The 15,275-nt window shown below is 60.4% G+C and carries 18 protein-coding genes and 1 tRNA gene; 9 read left to right on the top strand and 10 right to left on the bottom strand.

The genetic code is table 11. The annotated features are described in order from the left end of the window. Window positions 1-447 precede the first annotated feature (447 nt). Window positions 448-1,068, bottom strand: coding sequence for a CPBP family intramembrane glutamic endopeptidase (locus HMPREF2734_RS03100; RefSeq protein WP_070452551.1), 621 nt, complete (start codon window positions 1,066-1,068; stop codon window positions 448-450). A gap of 74 nt (window positions 1,069-1,142) precedes the next feature. Beyond that, window positions 1,143-2,474 (bottom strand): esterase-like activity of phytase family protein, encoded by a 1,332-nt coding sequence (locus HMPREF2734_RS03095; protein ID WP_070569128.1) that lies wholly within the window; start codon window positions 2,472-2,474, stop codon window positions 1,143-1,145. A gap of 158 nt (window positions 2,475-2,632) precedes the next feature. On the opposite strand from HMPREF2734_RS03095, the gene HMPREF2734_RS03090 reads away from it, so the two are divergent. Both HMPREF2734_RS03090 and HMPREF2734_RS03085 read left to right on the top strand, forming a co-directional pair. After that, window positions 2,633-2,706: transfer RNA gene (locus HMPREF2734_RS03090), tRNA-Leu, on the top strand. Between the two features lie 196 nt (window positions 2,707-2,902). After that, the gene (locus HMPREF2734_RS03085; protein ID WP_070569125.1) at window positions 2,903-3,367 is read left to right on the top strand and encodes an S-ribosylhomocysteine lyase; all 465 of its coding nucleotides are present in this window, start codon (window positions 2,903-2,905) and stop codon (window positions 3,365-3,367) included. 5 nt (window positions 3,368-3,372) lie between these two features. Here the strand turns inward: HMPREF2734_RS03085 and HMPREF2734_RS03080 are convergent, their stop codons facing one another. Next, the gene (locus HMPREF2734_RS03080; protein WP_070452557.1) at window positions 3,373-4,314 is read right to left on the bottom strand and encodes a suppressor of fused domain protein; all 942 of its coding nucleotides are present in this window, start codon (window positions 4,312-4,314) and stop codon (window positions 3,373-3,375) included. Window positions 4,315-4,412: 98 nt separating this feature from the next. Between HMPREF2734_RS03080 and HMPREF2734_RS03075 the strand changes: the two genes are divergently transcribed. After that, window positions 4,413-5,195 carry a Bax inhibitor-1/YccA family protein gene (locus HMPREF2734_RS03075; protein ID WP_070421698.1) on the top strand — a complete coding sequence of 261 codons (783 nt, stop codon included), beginning with the start codon at window positions 4,413-4,415 and terminating at the stop codon, window positions 5,193-5,195. Window positions 5,196-5,310: 115 nt separating this feature from the next. On the opposite strand, the gene HMPREF2734_RS03070 is transcribed toward HMPREF2734_RS03075, so the two are convergent. The 3 genes from HMPREF2734_RS03070 to HMPREF2734_RS03060 form a co-directional block, all read right to left on the bottom strand. Beyond that, entirely contained in the window at window positions 5,311-5,820 is a 510-nt protein-coding gene (locus tag HMPREF2734_RS03070; RefSeq protein ID WP_070569122.1) for a hypothetical protein, read from the bottom strand. A 37-nt stretch (window positions 5,821-5,857) separates the two neighbouring features. Beyond that, window positions 5,858-6,379 (bottom strand): transcription elongation factor GreA, encoded by a 522-nt coding sequence (gene greA, locus HMPREF2734_RS03065; protein WP_070421690.1) that lies wholly within the window; start codon window positions 6,377-6,379, stop codon window positions 5,858-5,860. Between the two features lie 106 nt (window positions 6,380-6,485). Continuing rightward, a complete protein-coding gene (locus HMPREF2734_RS03060) occupies window positions 6,486-6,935 on the bottom strand; it encodes a DUF4307 domain-containing protein (protein ID WP_246815458.1) in 450 nt (149 codons plus the stop codon). A gap of 102 nt (window positions 6,936-7,037) precedes the next feature. On the opposite strand from HMPREF2734_RS03060, the gene mca reads away from it, so the two are divergent. From mca to HMPREF2734_RS03045, 3 genes are read left to right on the top strand one after another with little or no spacing between them, the layout of a single operon-like run. Further along, a complete protein-coding gene (mca, locus tag HMPREF2734_RS03055; RefSeq protein ID WP_070421688.1) occupies window positions 7,038-7,919 on the top strand; it encodes a mycothiol conjugate amidase Mca in 882 nt (293 codons plus the stop codon). Next, window positions 7,919-8,218: a hypothetical protein gene (locus HMPREF2734_RS03050; RefSeq protein WP_070452565.1), complete on the top strand. Its 300-nt coding sequence runs from the start codon at window positions 7,919-7,921 to the stop codon at window positions 8,216-8,218. Before mca ends, HMPREF2734_RS03050 begins: the two co-directional genes overlap by 1 nt. A 20-nt stretch (window positions 8,219-8,238) precedes the next feature. Further along, on the top strand, window positions 8,239-9,018 hold the full coding sequence (locus HMPREF2734_RS03045) for an isoprenyl transferase (protein ID WP_070569120.1): 780 nt from the start codon (window positions 8,239-8,241) through the stop codon (window positions 9,016-9,018). 12 nt (window positions 9,019-9,030) lie between these two features. Here HMPREF2734_RS03045 and coaA read toward each other — a convergent pair whose 3' ends face one another. Then, a complete protein-coding gene (coaA, locus tag HMPREF2734_RS03040; RefSeq protein WP_070421685.1) occupies window positions 9,031-9,954 on the bottom strand; it encodes a type I pantothenate kinase in 924 nt (307 codons plus the stop codon). A 112-nt stretch (window positions 9,955-10,066) separates the two neighbouring features. On the opposite strand from coaA, the gene glyA reads away from it, so the two are divergent. Beyond that, window positions 10,067-11,359 (top strand): serine hydroxymethyltransferase, encoded by a 1,293-nt coding sequence (gene glyA / locus HMPREF2734_RS03035; protein WP_070421697.1) that lies wholly within the window; start codon window positions 10,067-10,069, stop codon window positions 11,357-11,359. Here the strand turns inward: glyA and HMPREF2734_RS03030 are convergent. Continuing rightward, window positions 11,356-11,742 carry a DUF5997 family protein gene (locus tag HMPREF2734_RS03030; protein ID WP_070482621.1) on the bottom strand — a complete coding sequence of 129 codons (387 nt, stop codon included), beginning with the start codon at window positions 11,740-11,742 and terminating at the stop codon, window positions 11,356-11,358. The two genes, glyA and HMPREF2734_RS03030, sit on opposite strands and share 4 nt — an antisense overlap. A 25-nt stretch (window positions 11,743-11,767) precedes the next feature. On the opposite strand from HMPREF2734_RS03030, the gene HMPREF2734_RS03025 reads away from it, so the two are divergent. Then, window positions 11,768-12,388 carry a LysR family transcriptional regulator substrate-binding protein gene (locus tag HMPREF2734_RS03025; RefSeq protein WP_070482582.1) on the top strand — a complete coding sequence of 207 codons (621 nt, stop codon included), beginning with the start codon at window positions 11,768-11,770 and terminating at the stop codon, window positions 12,386-12,388. 25 nt (window positions 12,389-12,413) lie between these two features. After that, complete coding sequence (locus HMPREF2734_RS03020) at window positions 12,414-13,022, top strand: hypothetical protein (protein ID WP_070452570.1); 609 nt, start codon at window positions 12,414-12,416, stop codon at window positions 13,020-13,022. Window positions 13,023-13,088: 66 nt separating this feature from the next. On the opposite strand, the gene HMPREF2734_RS03015 is transcribed toward HMPREF2734_RS03020, so the two are convergent. Together HMPREF2734_RS03015 and HMPREF2734_RS03010 are read right to left on the bottom strand one after the other, a co-directional pair. Continuing rightward, window positions 13,089-14,648 carry an MDR family MFS transporter gene (locus HMPREF2734_RS03015; protein WP_070569117.1) on the bottom strand — a complete coding sequence of 520 codons (1,560 nt, stop codon included), beginning with the start codon at window positions 14,646-14,648 and terminating at the stop codon, window positions 13,089-13,091. Next, window positions 14,642-15,250: a TetR/AcrR family transcriptional regulator gene (locus HMPREF2734_RS03010; RefSeq protein WP_070482583.1), complete on the bottom strand. Its 609-nt coding sequence runs from the start codon at window positions 15,248-15,250 to the stop codon at window positions 14,642-14,644. Before HMPREF2734_RS03010 ends, HMPREF2734_RS03015 begins: the two co-directional genes overlap by 7 nt. Window positions 15,251-15,275 lie beyond the last annotated feature (25 nt).

Raw genomic sequence — 15,275 nt, 5'->3', positions numbered from 1 at the left:
TAACGTCCGGATTGTTCACCAATCCAACCCACAAACACCACTGACGCGAAGGGTTGTTGAACGATCTGATTTGCCCCGAGTGCACTTCGTTGAACAATCTTTATGCATGCATAGTATGCGATTTAAGGGTGTTTTCAGCCAACACCCGCCCGTTTGAATCGCGACCTGGGGAAATGCCGGAACAGCACTTCAAAACGACCCGGAAATGGTCGGAAGGATTGTTCAACGACTGTGAAAACGGCTCGAAATGGGTGTGACGTGCGGATTGTTCAGCAATCTGCACCACCTGCTTACCCCCGGAAATTACCCCCGTTTTACGAGCACACCCAACAACAGCGCCCAAGACACGAAAACAGGGCGGTTCAACCCCACGAGCAGGCTAGACCACCATTAAGACGGAGCCCGGCTCGATGCCTATGTATAGGGACAACAATGAGTTCGGTGACCTCAGAGAAGGGAAGGCAAGATCAGCAGCATTGCGATGCTCCACGTCAGGTGGAGTGCGATGGGGGAGTACAGCCTGCCGGTGCGCACTGCCTCGGTGTAGGCGAGCGCACCGAGGACCACTGCCGCGAACACAAGCAGCGGCACACCCATCACGACGGTGACCAACCCGTAGGCGACCGTCGACCACACACCAGCTTGCAGCACCGTTTGTCCAATGCTTTGTAGCTGGCGGGGGACGACGTCGCGGAAGATGAGCTCCTCGCCGACGCCGTTGACCACGAGGACGAGCAGCGTCAGCGCGTAACCGCCTTTGTTAGGAGTATCCAGGATCTCTGCGACAGGGCCGGCAAGTGCTGGGATGCGGGTGACGATCAGGGCACCCAAGAAAAAGACAACCGCAAGTGCGGTGCCTAATCCGATGCCACGTACGACGTCGCGGAGTTTGCCGGGGCCAGCGAATGCGCCTTTGTCGCCCCACACCCACCAGGCGGCTAGGTACACGACGGCGGTAAAAGCGGTGGCCCAGTAGAAACCTGCGGTGCCGTCGCCAGCCTGGCGCGCGAGGAAGAGCCCGAGCGCACCAAAAGCGCAGGGCAGAAGAAACAACCATTGCCTGGCCACGAGAGAAACTCCGTCCAAATAATCTGGCGATGTGAATGACAGATTACCGGGCAGTTTCTCAGGGCAGATAGTTGTTAATTGACAGAGAAGATGATCATCTCCGTGTCGTCTGGCTTACCGCGGTACCGGCCGTCATCGCCAGGGAAGTTGTTGTCCAAGGCAGTTAAGTATCGGCCGTCCTCAAGCTGAACAATCGTTTCGACGCTCAGTAGCGCAAACATGAAAGGGTCGCCGACACCGTATGCCCGTGCATCGGAAACCATGCCGATCTTATTGGGGTTGGCGATGTTGAGAAGGTCTGCCATAAGCGCCTTTTCCACTGTTTTCCCTGGCTCGATACCCTTGAAATTCGCAACCTCGAATACCTTCTTCAGCTTCGCATCGGAGCCGAGGAAGTCGTCGCGCTCAAGCACGAGCAAACGGCCATCCTTGGTTAGGAAAGCGTCGCCGATGAGCGCGTCATCGCCTTCAGCAAGGTAGGTCCAAGTCTTACCGGTGTATTTGCCTGTCGTTGTGTCGAACTGAGAAATGACGCGTTCACGCTTGTCGGCCGCCTTGTCGAGGTACCCCTCGAAAATCGGGTAAAGATAGCGTCCGTCCCATGCCATGGCTTCAAAGCCTTTGGAATTGCGCAGGTTTGGTCGCTCATTATCGCCAAGTGTTGGGTTCGATGGGCTCTTCACACCTGGGTATGCGTAGGGCTCTTCGAGCAAGGTGCCGTTCTTGTCCACATGGAGGATGTAGGGGCCGAACTCCTCGCCGATCCAGAAAGATCCGTCGGCGGCCTGGACGAATGACTCGGGGTCAAAGTCTGCGCCGGTAAGTAGACGATCCTCGGTGTCGTTGTTGACGATCTTCCACGGAATCTTTCCGTCGGGGTCTTTTAATGAGATGTAGTCAAGTACATCAACACCACCGGTGGTTTGTGGATTCTTCGCTGTTTCCGCCGTTTCCCAATTGGGCTTGACCGTGTAGATCCTCAGGAGGAAATCGGAAGAATTCGATTTCGAACCGAAGCCGTTATCTGGCAAGCCATAAAACGTGCCGTCGCCAATCTCGATCATTCCAGAAAAGCCGGGGATGACCTGCCCTTTAAAAGGGTGGGTTTGCCCGTTACCGTCGAAAGCATCCTTGCCTGAATTCGGGCCGGGAGCCTGGTATAACGCCGAGAGCTTCGCACGGCCCTCGAGAGTTGGGCCAGTGACCTCGGGAGCCGTGGTGGACGCCGTTGGATCTACGTCGCTGTTGCTGGAACCAGAATGCTCGGATCCGTTGCCGGCAGCCGCGCCAATTGCTCCGCCGACAAGACCACCGACGACGAAAACGCCTGCTACTGCTGCGATGAGCTGCTCAAGGTTGATGTCTTTGATCAGTTGGTTTAAAGGGGGTGGAAGTTGAATGTTCATGTGTCACTACCTCGAAAATCGCCAGGAACTGAGCGAGAAACTCAGGCGAAACTTACATTTCGCACAGCGAGTGTATGGCGGGCAGTGCACTTTCGCTCGGTGAGATTTTCCGGCCGGTTTCAGCATTGAGGCGCCGGGGAAGTACCATATTTCTCGGCGCCCCTATAGCCCAATTGGCAGAGGCAGCGGACTTAAAATCCGCCCAGTGTCGGTTCGAGCCCGACTGGGGGCACAATTACTAGCCCGGTAACCGGGCTACATGGCGGTATAGCAGCCGTTGACGAGGTGTCGTCGGAAAGCAAGAAGCTCACTCGCGCAGCAAGCTACGCAGCCTCGCCGATTCGGGATGCGGCAGCCGTGACCAGCACGACTCGCAACGATGAATCCAGTGATGGGAACGGGCCAGCGCGTTCAGTACAGTCGAGGCCATGACTGATCGCATGAATGTTGAATCCTTCAACCTCGACCACACCAAGGTTGACGCACCGTTTATTCGCCTCGCGGACCGAAAGGAACTTCCCCAGGGTGACACGCTGGTGAAGTGGGACATCCGCTTTAAGCAGCCGAACGTCGAGCACCTTGAGATGCCGGCAGTGCACTCCCTGGAGCACATGTTTGCCGAGCACGCCCGCAGCCATGCAGACAACGTGATCGACTTCGGCCCGATGGGCTGCCAGACCGGTTTCTACCTGATGCTTTCCGGCGACGTCGCAGAGGCAGAGGTCGCTGATCTGGTGGAAAAGACGCTCACCGACATCACCAATGCCACCGAGGTGCCGGCTGCGAACGAGAAGCAGTGCGGCTGGGGCGCAAGCCACGACCTCGAGGCCGCTAGGCGCGAAGCGCAGGCGTTTCTGGACAAGCGTGACGGGTGGGGCAACGTCTTTAAGTAAGCGTCCTACGTTGTCGGGTCGATGACCTGGAACGTCAACGGCACGGTAGTCAACGCGTAAGTGCCCGGCGCAGTGTCGAATACAGCGAGCAATTCATTCGCTACATCGGCACGGCCCGGCACGACAATGTGATCCTCGGCCAACTCGAGATCGATTGCCTTCGGGTCGAACATGAGCCACGTGTCGTTGCGGATGAGGGCATATGACTTGCCAAACAGCAATCGGTAGCGCGCCGCCCGAAGGAGTGCGGCGGCGGCACGTTCGTCGAGATCCACACGGCCAGCGACATCGACATCTAAATACTTGGCGGTGTTTGCGCCGATAGAGGAGCCGTCGGTGTGCGAGGCGTCGTCGAGAAGCACACGCACCTGCGGATCGCTTGACAGCGGGGCACGTGCAGGATCCGTCAACCCAAGCGGCACATGCTCGCCGAGCACGCCCGCGAACTTCACCGGATCCCACCGCAACATCCGCTCCAGATCATCTCCGACCAACCCCGCGGCGTAGGTGAACTGCACTCGCCCGGTCGGTCCCTCCGCACAGCCGAGGAGTGGATCCGCGACGAACACAAACCCCGCGAGCGAGCCAGAAGCCGACGATAAATAATGCCCAGGCTCAATCTCGACTCCGCTGCGGACCACGTTGCGAGCCATGCGTGCCAGCTGCTGCGCCGGCCACTCAGGAGGGAACACCTCATCGTCCATCGGGATGCGGAGCGTGAGCTCGGTCTGTGTGCCCGCAACGCGTTGCGACGACTCCACCTGGGACAACCCGAACGTGCAGTACAAGACGTGGGGGAGGGGGTCGTCGACAAGAAATGCGAGCACATCCAACGCTGCATAGGAAAAGGTGTAGGCCTGCGCGCCACCAGTTGCTGCAGACAACCTGTCCAGGACAAGATCGCCGCCCGTGCTCGGGCCGCGACGCCAACGATCGAACACACCCATGTGTCCAAATTCTACGCCTCGGGAACCTTTTTGAAGGTCCAAGCGTTACAACCTGTGAATAGTGGTCGCAACAAGACTCGAAAGGAATGTTGGACGACGTGAGAAGTACCAACCCGGTTCTGAAGAACCTGACCAATGAAGAACACACCGCTGGCTACGGCTACGCGCCCGAAATCCAGCAGGACCGCCCGCTGACGGTCGATGACATTGTCTCCAAGACCGGCATCACCATCGCCGTTATCATCCTGTTCGCCGCGATTAACTTCGGCATCTACCTGTCCGGAAACGCCGGCGTGGGGATGATCCTAACGCTTGTCGGCGGTATCGGCGCGTTCGTGGTCACCCTGGTCCACGCGTTCTCGCGCACCTTCGGCTCCCGCACGGTGACGCTTCTGTACGCAGCCTTTGAAGGCCTGTTCCTAGGCGGATTCTCTCTGCTGATCTCCGGCTGGTTCTCCGTCGGCGGGGCTGACGCTGGCCAGATGATTTTCCAGGCCATCCTGGGCACCCTCGGCGTGTTCATCGGCATGCTCGTGGTTTACCGCACCGGCGCCATCCGCGTCACGCCGCGACTGAACCGCCTGATCACCGGCGCCATCTTCGGCGTTGTCATCATGGCGCTGGGCAACCTGCTGCTCGCTCTTTTCACCGGCCAGAACCCACTGCGTGATGGCGGCACCATGTCCATCATCTTCGGCGTCGTATGCGTGGTCCTCGCAGCTATTTCCTTCCTGCAGGACTTCGATCTGGCCGACAGGCTCGTGCGCACCAGCGCACCGTCGAACGCCGCGTGGGGCGTCGCACTGGGCCTCGCTGTGACGCTCGTGTGGCTCTACACCGAGATCCTGCGTCTGCTGTCCTACTTCGCCAACGACCGCTAGACGGCGCTAAGCAACGCTAAACGGCGGTACCAAACGCCGCCGACAATAAAGCGGCCCTGTTCCGATTGGAACAGGGCCGCTACTCTTTGCGCCGATGAGAGGCGATTAGAGACGATTAGAGACGATCCGGGTTCACGGTCGCACCATCAACCGAGATGGTAGTGAACAGCAGATCGTTGTTCACAACCTGCGGAGCGCCAAGGACAACCTTGACGCCTTCCTCGCGGTTATTCGGATCCAGGACAACACGGGTTGCGGTGCCCTCAGCCAGGTCGGCGGTCCAGGTATCCCAGACGATGTCCTGCAGGAAATCGTTCTGGCTCTTGCAGTCGACCGTCAGCTGAGTCGGGCGCAGCAGGCCGGTCTCGCCACAGTTGTTGAAGGTTGGCAGCTCGTCCGCGGCGGCCTCGAGGGTCTCCGTCGCGGTCGCCTCGCTGGCCTCGACAACATTGGTCGCGGCGGTGGCGGAAGCACCAGCACCCTTGAGGGAGCTAGCGTCCTGGCTCGTCGCGGTGTCGACCTTCTTGTCGGACGGGTTCTCGTTCGGCGGGGTGCAGCCGGCGAGGGCGAGAGCAGCGATGGCAGCTACGCCAACCAGAGCTTTGCGGGAAGAGGTTGCAATCACAGGATGATCCTTCGCTATCGAAAAAGAACGGGTAAAACTACTTTGCACGAGGCGTTGAAGCTTTAACTGAATCATACGGCTCAGCCTTGACGATCGTGACCGAAATCTCGCGACCATTCGGAGCCGTGTAAGTACGGGTCTCGCCCTCAGCGGCACCAACGACGGCAGCGCCCAGCGGGGACTGCTCGGAGTAGGTCTCCAAATCAGCGTTGTCGGTCGACGCAGCGCGGGTACCGATGAGGAACGTCTCGCGGTCCTCCTTGTCGCCGTTGTAGTAGACGTGAACGACGGAACCGATGTGAGCGACACCTTCGACAATGCCGGTGCGCTCGGTGGTGGAGTTGGAGAGGATCTCAGAGATCTGCTTAATGCGAGCCTCTTCCTGATCCTGCTGCTCACGAGCTGCGTCGTAACCAGCGTTTTCCTTCAGGTCGCCTTCCTCGCGGCGCTCGTTGATCTCCGCGGCAATCACCGGACGGTTATCGATCAGCTGCTGGAGTTCGGCCTCCAGCTTGGCCTTCATTTCCGGGGTAATGTACTGCTGCTGGGGTTCAGCCATAGGGGTAACACCCTTCCCTCATACGTAAAACGAGCCCGCAGGCTGCGGGCGAAACTGTGCAGATATACCGCAAAAGATTAGCACATGGTAGTACGCAGCCCGTGTGCTAGCGGGCGTCGTAAAATTTGCTCTCCGGGTCCATGTAGAACGGCAGATTTTCGGAACAGCCGTAGATGCGGCCGGAAACAAGCGGTTCACGCAGCGGCAGGTCCACCGGGATGCGCTGGTGCTTCTCCCCGCCGGCGGGAAGGATGACCTCGCGGCGACCCACCTCAGCGTGGGAGTAATCCACCGCGGTGACGATGCAATAGGCCGGTACCGACGGGTCCTTGCGGGTCACGTCGATCCAAAGGCGTCCGGTTGAGTCGTCGATATGTTCCTGCGAAATAAATTCAGCGGTGACGGGACGGTCCATCCTGTCGATGATCGTTCGGGCGCCGAAGAAGATGAACGCGATGGCGATGAGCACAGCGGCGACTGCGACCACTTTGCCGCTCACGCCGTCGCTCTTGCCGGAGCTATAGCGTTGCGACGGACGGCGCACTGGAGTGGACACGGATGCAACCTCGCAATAACAAGGGGGATAGGGACTTAACTGGGATGGTACTAAGATGTTCCGAAGTTCTAACAACACCCCTACAAAAGTTGGAGAGTACGAGTGGCTGGTCTGCGTCTGATGGCGATCCACGCTCACCCGGACGATGAGTCCTCGAAGGGTGCGGCGACCATGGCGAAATACGCTGCCGAAGGGAACCGTGTGAAGGTGGTGACCTGTACCGACGGACGACGTGGGGACATTTTGAACCCTGCGATGGACCGCCCTGGGGTGCTCGAAAACATGACGGCCGTGCGCCACGAGGAGATGGCGCGTGCCGTCGAGGCGCTTGGTGTGGAACACGTTTGGCTGGGCTACGAAGACTCCGGCCTGCCCGAGGGGGACCCGCTGCCTCCGCTGCCGGAGGGGTCATTTGCGGTCCAGGACCCGGAAGAGGTTGCGGTGAAGATCGTGGAGGAGATCCGCGAGTTCAAACCGCACGTCATCATTACCTACGACGAAAACGGTGGCTACCCGCACCCGGACCATCTCATGGTTCACGCGATTTCGATGATTGCGTGGGAGAAGGCGGGTGACGCCTCGTTTGCGCCAGAAGCCGGCGAGCCGTGGACACCGCTGAAGCTCTACTACACGCATGGTTTTATCCTCCAGCGCATGAAGCTGCTGCAAGAGGCGTTGTTCGAACGCGGTGAGAAGAGCCCCTACGAGCTCATGATCAAGCGCTGGGAGGAAGCCGAGGGGGATGTGTTTGACCGCGTGACCACCCAAGTGGAGTGCGCCGACTACTTTGGACAACGTGAGCAGGCGCTGACTGCTCACGCCACCCAGATCGATCCGGCAGGGGCGTTTTTGGCCAGCCCGGTGGCGGACCAGCAAAAGGTGTGGCCGACGGAAGAATTCGAGCTCGCACGTACCCGGGTGGAGACCACCTTGCCTGAAGATGACTTGTTTGCCGGTATCGATGCCGGTGCTGAGGAGGAGTAGTGTTCGCCAACTTCATCAACGCCGCCGCAACCGTTGATCTGGTCCTGGCGCAGTCGCCGGGGGAGACCCCGGCTGGTCCGGACTTTGGCAAGGCGTCGCCGATTGGGCTGCTGCTGCTTGTCTGCCTCGCGGTCGTTGTCTTGTCGATTGGGTATGCGTTTCACCGGCGTTTCTCCCGGTTCCGTCGTCGTCAAGCATTTGCTGAGGCGCATGGCATTGATCCTTTCGACGAGAAAGCTATCGACGAGGCCATGGCGAAGGCTGGCGTTGCCGACCAGCGTAAGAAGCGCACCTTTTAAGCCCCGCTAGAATCAACGTTGTGTCTGTCCTCTCCAAACTGCGCTACCCGCTGTACCAGCTGTACGAAGCACGACTTAAGCGTGAGCTGCGTGGAAAGAAACGCCCGAAGCACATCGCCGTGATGGCTGACGGGAACCGTCGCTGGGCTCGCGAGTCGGGGTTTAAGGACATTTCCCACGGCCACAGGGTCGGCGGCGCGAAGATTGGCGATTTGGTTCGCTGGTCTGCGGAAATGGATGTCGATGTTCTCACGATTTACCTGCTTTCCACCGAGAACCTTCAGCGCACCTCGGAGGAGGTGGAGCTGCTCTTCGACATCATCTCCGAAGTCATCGAGGACCTCGCCACCGAGGATTACACCTGCCGCGTGCGCTTGGTCGGCCAACTGGACCTGCTGCCGGACGATGTGGCAGCACGCATGCGAGAAAGCGCCGCTACCACTACCGAGAAAGCCGGACTGACCGTGAATATTGCGGTGGGCTATGGCGGGCGCCAGGAGATCGTGGACGCGGTGCGTGCGCTTATCGACGACACCGCAGCCGCCGGCGCAACCCCCGCCGAAATCAAAGAGGCGGTGACGGTCGAGTCGATTGGTGAGCACCTCTACACCAAGGGCCAGCCCGACCCAGATCTGGTGATCCGCACCTCCGGTGAGCAGCGTCTTTCAGGATTCCTGCTGTGGCAGGCCGCGTACTCCGAAATCTGGTTCACGGATACGTACTGGCCGGCGTTTCGCAAGATCGACTTCCTGCGAGCACTGCGCGATTATTCGCAGCGCTCCCGCCGCTTTGGCAAATAAAACCCTGGCGAATTAGAGCTTGCGCATGCGGACGCGCTGAACGGTGTGGTCGTAATCCTTGCGCAGCACAAGCGATGCGCGCACCCGCGTGGGCAGAATGTTTTCCACCAGGTTTGGCAGGTTGATGGACTGCCAGATTTCGCGTGCGGCGTAGGTCGCCTGCGCGTCGTCAAGACCTGCGTAGTGAGCAAAGTGTGCGCCGGGCTCCTGGAATGCGGTATCGCGCAGTTTGAGGAAGCGCTCGATGTACCAGTGCTCGATGTCGGAGGTCTTGGCGTCGACATAGATGGAGAAGTCGAACAGGTCCGACACCATCAGCGTTGGGCCGGTCTGCAATACGTTGAGGCCCTCCAGAATCAAGATGTCTGGCTGGCGTACCTCGATGTACTCGTCCGGGAGAATGTCGTAGGCCTCGTGGGAGTAGATCGGAGCCTTGACCAGGGGCTGGCCCGATTTCACCTCGGTGACAAATCGCATGAGGTTGCGGCGGTCGTAAGACTCAGGGAAGCCCTTACGGGCCATCAAGCCGCGCTCCTTGAGCACTGCGGAGGGGTGCAGAAACCCGTCAGTGGTGATCAGGTCGACGCGGGGGTGGGAGTCCCAGCGCTGAAGTAGCACCTGCAGCACACGCGCGGTGGTTGATTTGCCTACTGCGACCGAGCCTGCAAGCCCGATGATGAACGGCACATGCCCCGGATCGCCGCCGATGAACGTTTCGGTGGCTTTGGTCAGTTTCTGGCGCGCTCGTACCTGCAGGTGGATCAGGCGCGACAGCGGTAGGTAAATGTCTTCGACCTCTTGCAGATCGAGGCTCTCACCGATGCCTGCGAGTTTGGTGAGCTCATCTTCGGTGAGCACCTGTGGCATGGTGGCACGACGTTTGCGCCAGTCCTCGCGGTGAAAATCGAGGTAAGGCGAAGAATCGACACGTGGCATGGCCCTATTGTTTCACCTTGGATCCTGTGCATGGAATTCGACATAACACCCGGGTTGCTTACATATACTTCGAAGCGGTAACTACGACCGAACGAGAAAGGACCCGGTGGACGTGTCTGAAGATTTCCGTTACCAGGATCTGGCTACTTTTGACCCCGAAGTTCACGCCGCGATTGTCGACGAGCTAGCGCGCCAGCGCAACACCCTCGAAATGATTGCGTCTGAAAACTTCGTTCCGCGCGCCGTACTTGAGGCACAGGGTTCTGTGCTGACCAACAAGTACGCCGAGGGCTACCCGGGCAAGCGCTACTACGGTGGCTGCGAGCACGTGGACGTTGTGGAGACCCTGGCACAGGAGCGTGCCAAGGAAGTCTTCGGTGCAAAGTTTGCAAACGTGCAGCCACACTCCGGTGCGCAGGCGAACGCCGCTGTGCTAATGGCACTGGCGGAGCCGGGTGACACCATCCTGGGCCTGAACCTGGCTCACGGCGGCCACCTGACCCACGGCATGAAGATCAACTTCTCCGGCCGTCTCTACAACGTGGCAGCGTACGAGGTAGAGAAGGACACCCACCTCATCGATATGGCCAAGCTGCGTGAGCAGGCTCGCGAGGTCAAGCCGAAGGTGATCATCGCCGGCTGGTCCGCCTACCCGCGCCACGAGGACTTCGCTGAGTTCCGCTCGATCGCGGACGAGGTCGGCGCCTACCTGTGGGTTGACATGGCCCACTTCGCCGGCCTGGTTGCGGCTGGCCTGCACCCGTCGCCGGTCCCGCATGCGCACGTGGTGTCCTCCACGGTGCATAAGACGCTGGGTGGCCCCCGTTCCGGCTTCATCCTGACCAACGATGAGGAGCTGAACAAGAAGATCAACTCCGCCGTCTTCCCTGGTCAGCAGGGTGGCCCGCTCATGCACGTCATCGCTGCGAAGGCGACCGCGTTCAAGATCGCGGGCATGGAGGAGTTCAAGGACCGTCAGCAGCGCACCATCGACGGTGCGAAGATCCTGGCCGAGCGCCTTACCAGCGAGGACGCGAAGGCTGCCGGCATCGACGTTGTCTCCGGCGGCACCGACGTCCACCTCGTGCTGGTGGACCTGCGTAACTCGCCGATGGATGGCCAGCAGGCCGAGGACCTCCTGCACGCCGCAGGCATCACGGTCAACCGCAATGCGGTGCCGTTCGACCCGCGCCCGCCAAAGGTCACCTCTGGCCTGCGTATCGGCACGTCGGCGCTTGCTACCCGTGGCTTCGGCGAGGAGGACTTCCGCGAGGTGTCCGACATCATCGCCGAGACCCTGATCCAGGGCGAGAAGGCTGATATCCCGGCGCTGCGCGCCCGCGTTGAGGCCCTGGCGGAGAAGTACCCGCTGTACCCGGGCCTTGAAGACTGGAAGATGCTCTAGTCGTTCTGGCCGTCGGCGGCGCTTGCGGTGTCGACATTGTGCCCGCGCTGCTCTGCGAGAGCGGCGCGGGCTTTTTGTAGCCAGTCCGGTTGGTCGTCGAGAAGCGCGCGGATTTGCTCCGTGGTCATCGACTGCTCAACGCCGGCTGCTTTCAGCGCGGTCACCGAGATGCCGAGCTTGCGTGCGACCTCGGTACGGGGGTGCGGGCCGTTGAGGCGCAGTTCTTGCAGCCACGCGGGCGGGTTTTCCTGCAGTTCGCGCAGTTCGGCGTGAGTGATGGCGCCGTCCTGGAACTCCTGTGGGGTGGCGGGAAGGTAGATACCGAGTTTTTTCGCCGCGGTCATCGGCTTCATTGCGGTGCCGGATGGGGTCTGTTCAGTCATGCCCAAAACGGTAGCATTACCTGCCATGCTCACCATCGCGTTCGTCACCGGTACTGAACCCGGCAAATGGTTCCGCCGCTACGCCCAAATGTCGGGCGAGGACCCTGCGACATTGCCGTCGGATGATCCGTTTCCCCTCGTCGGCAAGGATGCGGACGCGGCGCTGGTCAGGCTTCCGGACGAGCGGGTCACGGACGAATACCACGTGGTCCGGCTCTACGAGGAGGCCTGGGGCGTGGCCGTGCCAAAGGACTCCGTCTATGCGGAGGTGGGGGAGGTTGATCGCGGGGATCTTGCGGAAGAGATTGTGAATTTCGAGTACGCAGAGCAGCCGCTTATCGACGATCTGCGCACCGCCCTTTCCGTTGTCGCCGCAAACGTCGGCATCGCCTACGGGCCGTTGCCGTTGCTGAAGACGCTTGCGAAGAAGCAGATTAAGGCGCTGCCGATCGACCCGGGGGAAGGCGTTAATATCACGACGGTTGCGCTCGTGTGGCGGAAATCGGACGATTGTGACGCTATCCAGGACTTTGTTGGTATTACGAAGGGGAGAACTCCCAGGTCGTCGCGCAACACATCACACCCCCGATCGGGTGGGAAGAAGACTCGACGTTCGCGCGGTGCCCATAATGGGCGACGCACCTAAATCAACATGAAAGGTATGACAAATTATGTTTTCCCGTAAGATCGCTGCTTCCGCCGCTGCTGTAGCCCTGGCTGCTACCGGGTTAGTTGCGTGCTCTAACGACGACGACACCGCGGCAGAGACCGAGGTTGTGGAGGCCACCGCTACTGAGACGAACGTAGAGACTGAGACTGCGGCTGCGAAGACGGAAACCGCTGACGCTTCCGCAACCGATTCCGCGGACTCCATCGGCGCTGCGGGCGAGGGCACCGAGGCGACCGAGGAGATTACAACTGCTGACGGCGGCACCGCAATGGTTCCGGCTGGCGTCGTTGCTGCCATGGATAAGTTTGCTGAGCCGTCCTGGGGCGAGCCGATGAAGGTTGAGCAGGTCGACGAAGGCTGGATCGTTACGTACGACCAGGAGCACTACGTCACCTGGAATGAGAACACCGGTGGCGCACCGACCTGGGGTCAGATTGCCAACGAGTGGATGACCGACGTCAACGTGGATAAGAAGCTGGGCTTCCCGCTGGCTCCGGAGGCTGCTAACCCGGACGAGTCCGGCTGGACCCAGGAGTTCGAGCGCGGCTCCATCAACTGGACCCGTGCTGGCGAAGGCGAGCCGTTCGCCGCGGTGATCACCGAGAAGTAAACCGCGCCCATGTAACGGCGTTCGGCCCGGCCCCATGTGAGGGGCCGGGCCGTTTTCGTTTCCCGGTTAGCTCAAATCTTCCTTGAGTGGGTCTTCCTTGACCGGCAGGAGTATCACGAACGCGATGATGGCCAGCGGCACCATGAGGAGGAACACGGGGGTAAGGCCGTCGTTGTAGCTCGACAGCACGACTTCCTTCACCGGCTGAGGCAGTTGCGCCACGCTGCTCGGGGTTAGCGAGTTCGCGGCACCCTCACCGAATTGCTTGCCTAGCGCAGCACCTTCTTCGCCGAGTTTCGCCAGAGCTTCCGGCAGGCGCTCCTCCAGCTTTTCGCGCATGTTGTGAATGAACAACGAGCCGGACAGGGAGGCGCCGATAGCGGAGCCGATCTGGCGGAAGAAGTTGTTCGTCGACGTTGCGGTGCCCACTTGGGCGAGTGGGAACGAGTTCTGCACGATGAGCACAAGAACCTGCATGACCAGACCAAGGCCGAAACCGAAGATGAACATGTAGATCCCGAGCACGGTCAGCGACGTGTCCACGCTCAGCCGAGAGAACAGGAACAGTCCCACGGTGGTAATGAGCATGCCGGACAGTGGGTACATCTTGTAGCGGCCGGTGCGAGAGATGATGAAGCCGACTGCCGTGCCGGTGCCGAGCATGCCGAGCACCATCGGCAGCATCATAAGGCCCGCGTCGGTCGGGGTCAGTTCGTGCACCATTTGCAAGTACGTCGGGAGGTAGGCGAGAGCACTGGTCATCCCGAGGCCAAGCACAGTGCCCGCCAGGGTGGTCAGCACCATGTTGCGGTTGCGGAACAGCCCCATGGGGATCAGCGGGTTAGTCGCGCGCAGCTCGACAATCACGAACAGCACGGCAGCGATCACAGCGATAGCGCTGGTGGCGATGATGGTCGGGGAGGTCCAGTCGTACTGCGTGCCACCCCATGTGGTGGTGAGGATCAGCGACGTGGTGGCCACGATCATCAGCGTGGTACCGATGTAGTCAAAGTTCATGCCCTTGGCGGATCCGCGGCGCAGCTTCAGCACCTTGGTGCATACCGTCATGGCGAGCAGGCCGAGCGGGATGTTCATCCAGAGCGCCCAACGCCAGCCGGGGCCGTCGGTAAACCAGCCGCCGAGGACCGGACCGAGCACCGAGGACACACCAAATACTGCGCCCATCACGCCCATGTACTTGCCGCGCTCGCGAGCAGGAACGACTTCCGCGATGATGGACTGCGAGTTCACCATCATGCCGCCCGCGCCGAGGCCTTGGATGGCGCGGCCGATGATGAGCAGCTCCATGGTGTTAGCAAAGCCGCCGATGGCGGAGCCGATTACGAACAGGCCGATGCCGGTGATGTAGAGCCACTTGCGGCCCAATACGTCGCCAAGCTTGCCGTTGATGGGCATCGCGATGGTCATCGTGACCAAGAACGAGGAGATGACCCAGCTCATGTGGTCCACGCCGCCGAGGTCACCAACAATGGTCGGCAGGGCCGTGGCGAAGATCATCTGGCCCAGCGAACTCATCAGCATGGTCAGCAGCAGGGCGGCGAACACGACGCCGACGTTCGGGGGAGTGGCTTGAAGCGGGTGGCGTCCCGCGCGGGTGTCTACCATGTCATGTCCTTTGCGTAATTCGTGATGTCTTTGGCGTATTCGATGAGCTGCTCGATTGGGTCTCCTTCATCGGGCGGCGCCCAAAGGTACCTGGTCACGACCCCTTGAAATAGCACGACGATGAATAGTGCTTCCGCCTCCAGCGATCCCGAATGCTTGCGGTCCTGCGGGAAGGTTTCAAAGTGGGCGCGGAGGGCGCGACCAATTTCGGTGAGGAATCCGCGCTTTCGGGCGGCTTCGGCGTGCATCAAGCCCGGGTTGTTCTCCAGTAATTGACGACGACACTTCGCCGCCGGACCATCAAACGTGCCCGGCTCAACCACGATGGAACGAATGACAAGCTCCAGCACGTTGTCGCTCTGGGTCGTGCGGATCGCGTCCAGCGCGTCCTCGTCGAGGGTGAACGGAAACGATCCCAAGATCGCCTCGTCCTTAGATTCCACATAGTTGAAGAAGGTTCGCCGGGAGATGCCTGCCTCGCGGCAGATGTCGTCGACGGTGACGTTGTCGTAGCCACGCTTGTCGACAAGCGCCGCCGCCTCGTTGCGGATCCGCTGTAGCGTCTCGCGGCGCTTCTGTTCCCGAATTCCCTCATTTTGCACGGGGTGCAATATTACACCCGGTGCA

Source organism: Corynebacterium sp. HMSC055D05, assembly GCF_001810365.1.
Taxonomy (GTDB): Bacteria; Actinomycetota; Actinomycetes; order Mycobacteriales; family Mycobacteriaceae; genus Corynebacterium; species Corynebacterium coyleae.
Note: the sequence above shows the minus strand (reverse complement) of the source record. Positions and strands in the feature narration are given on the sequence as shown.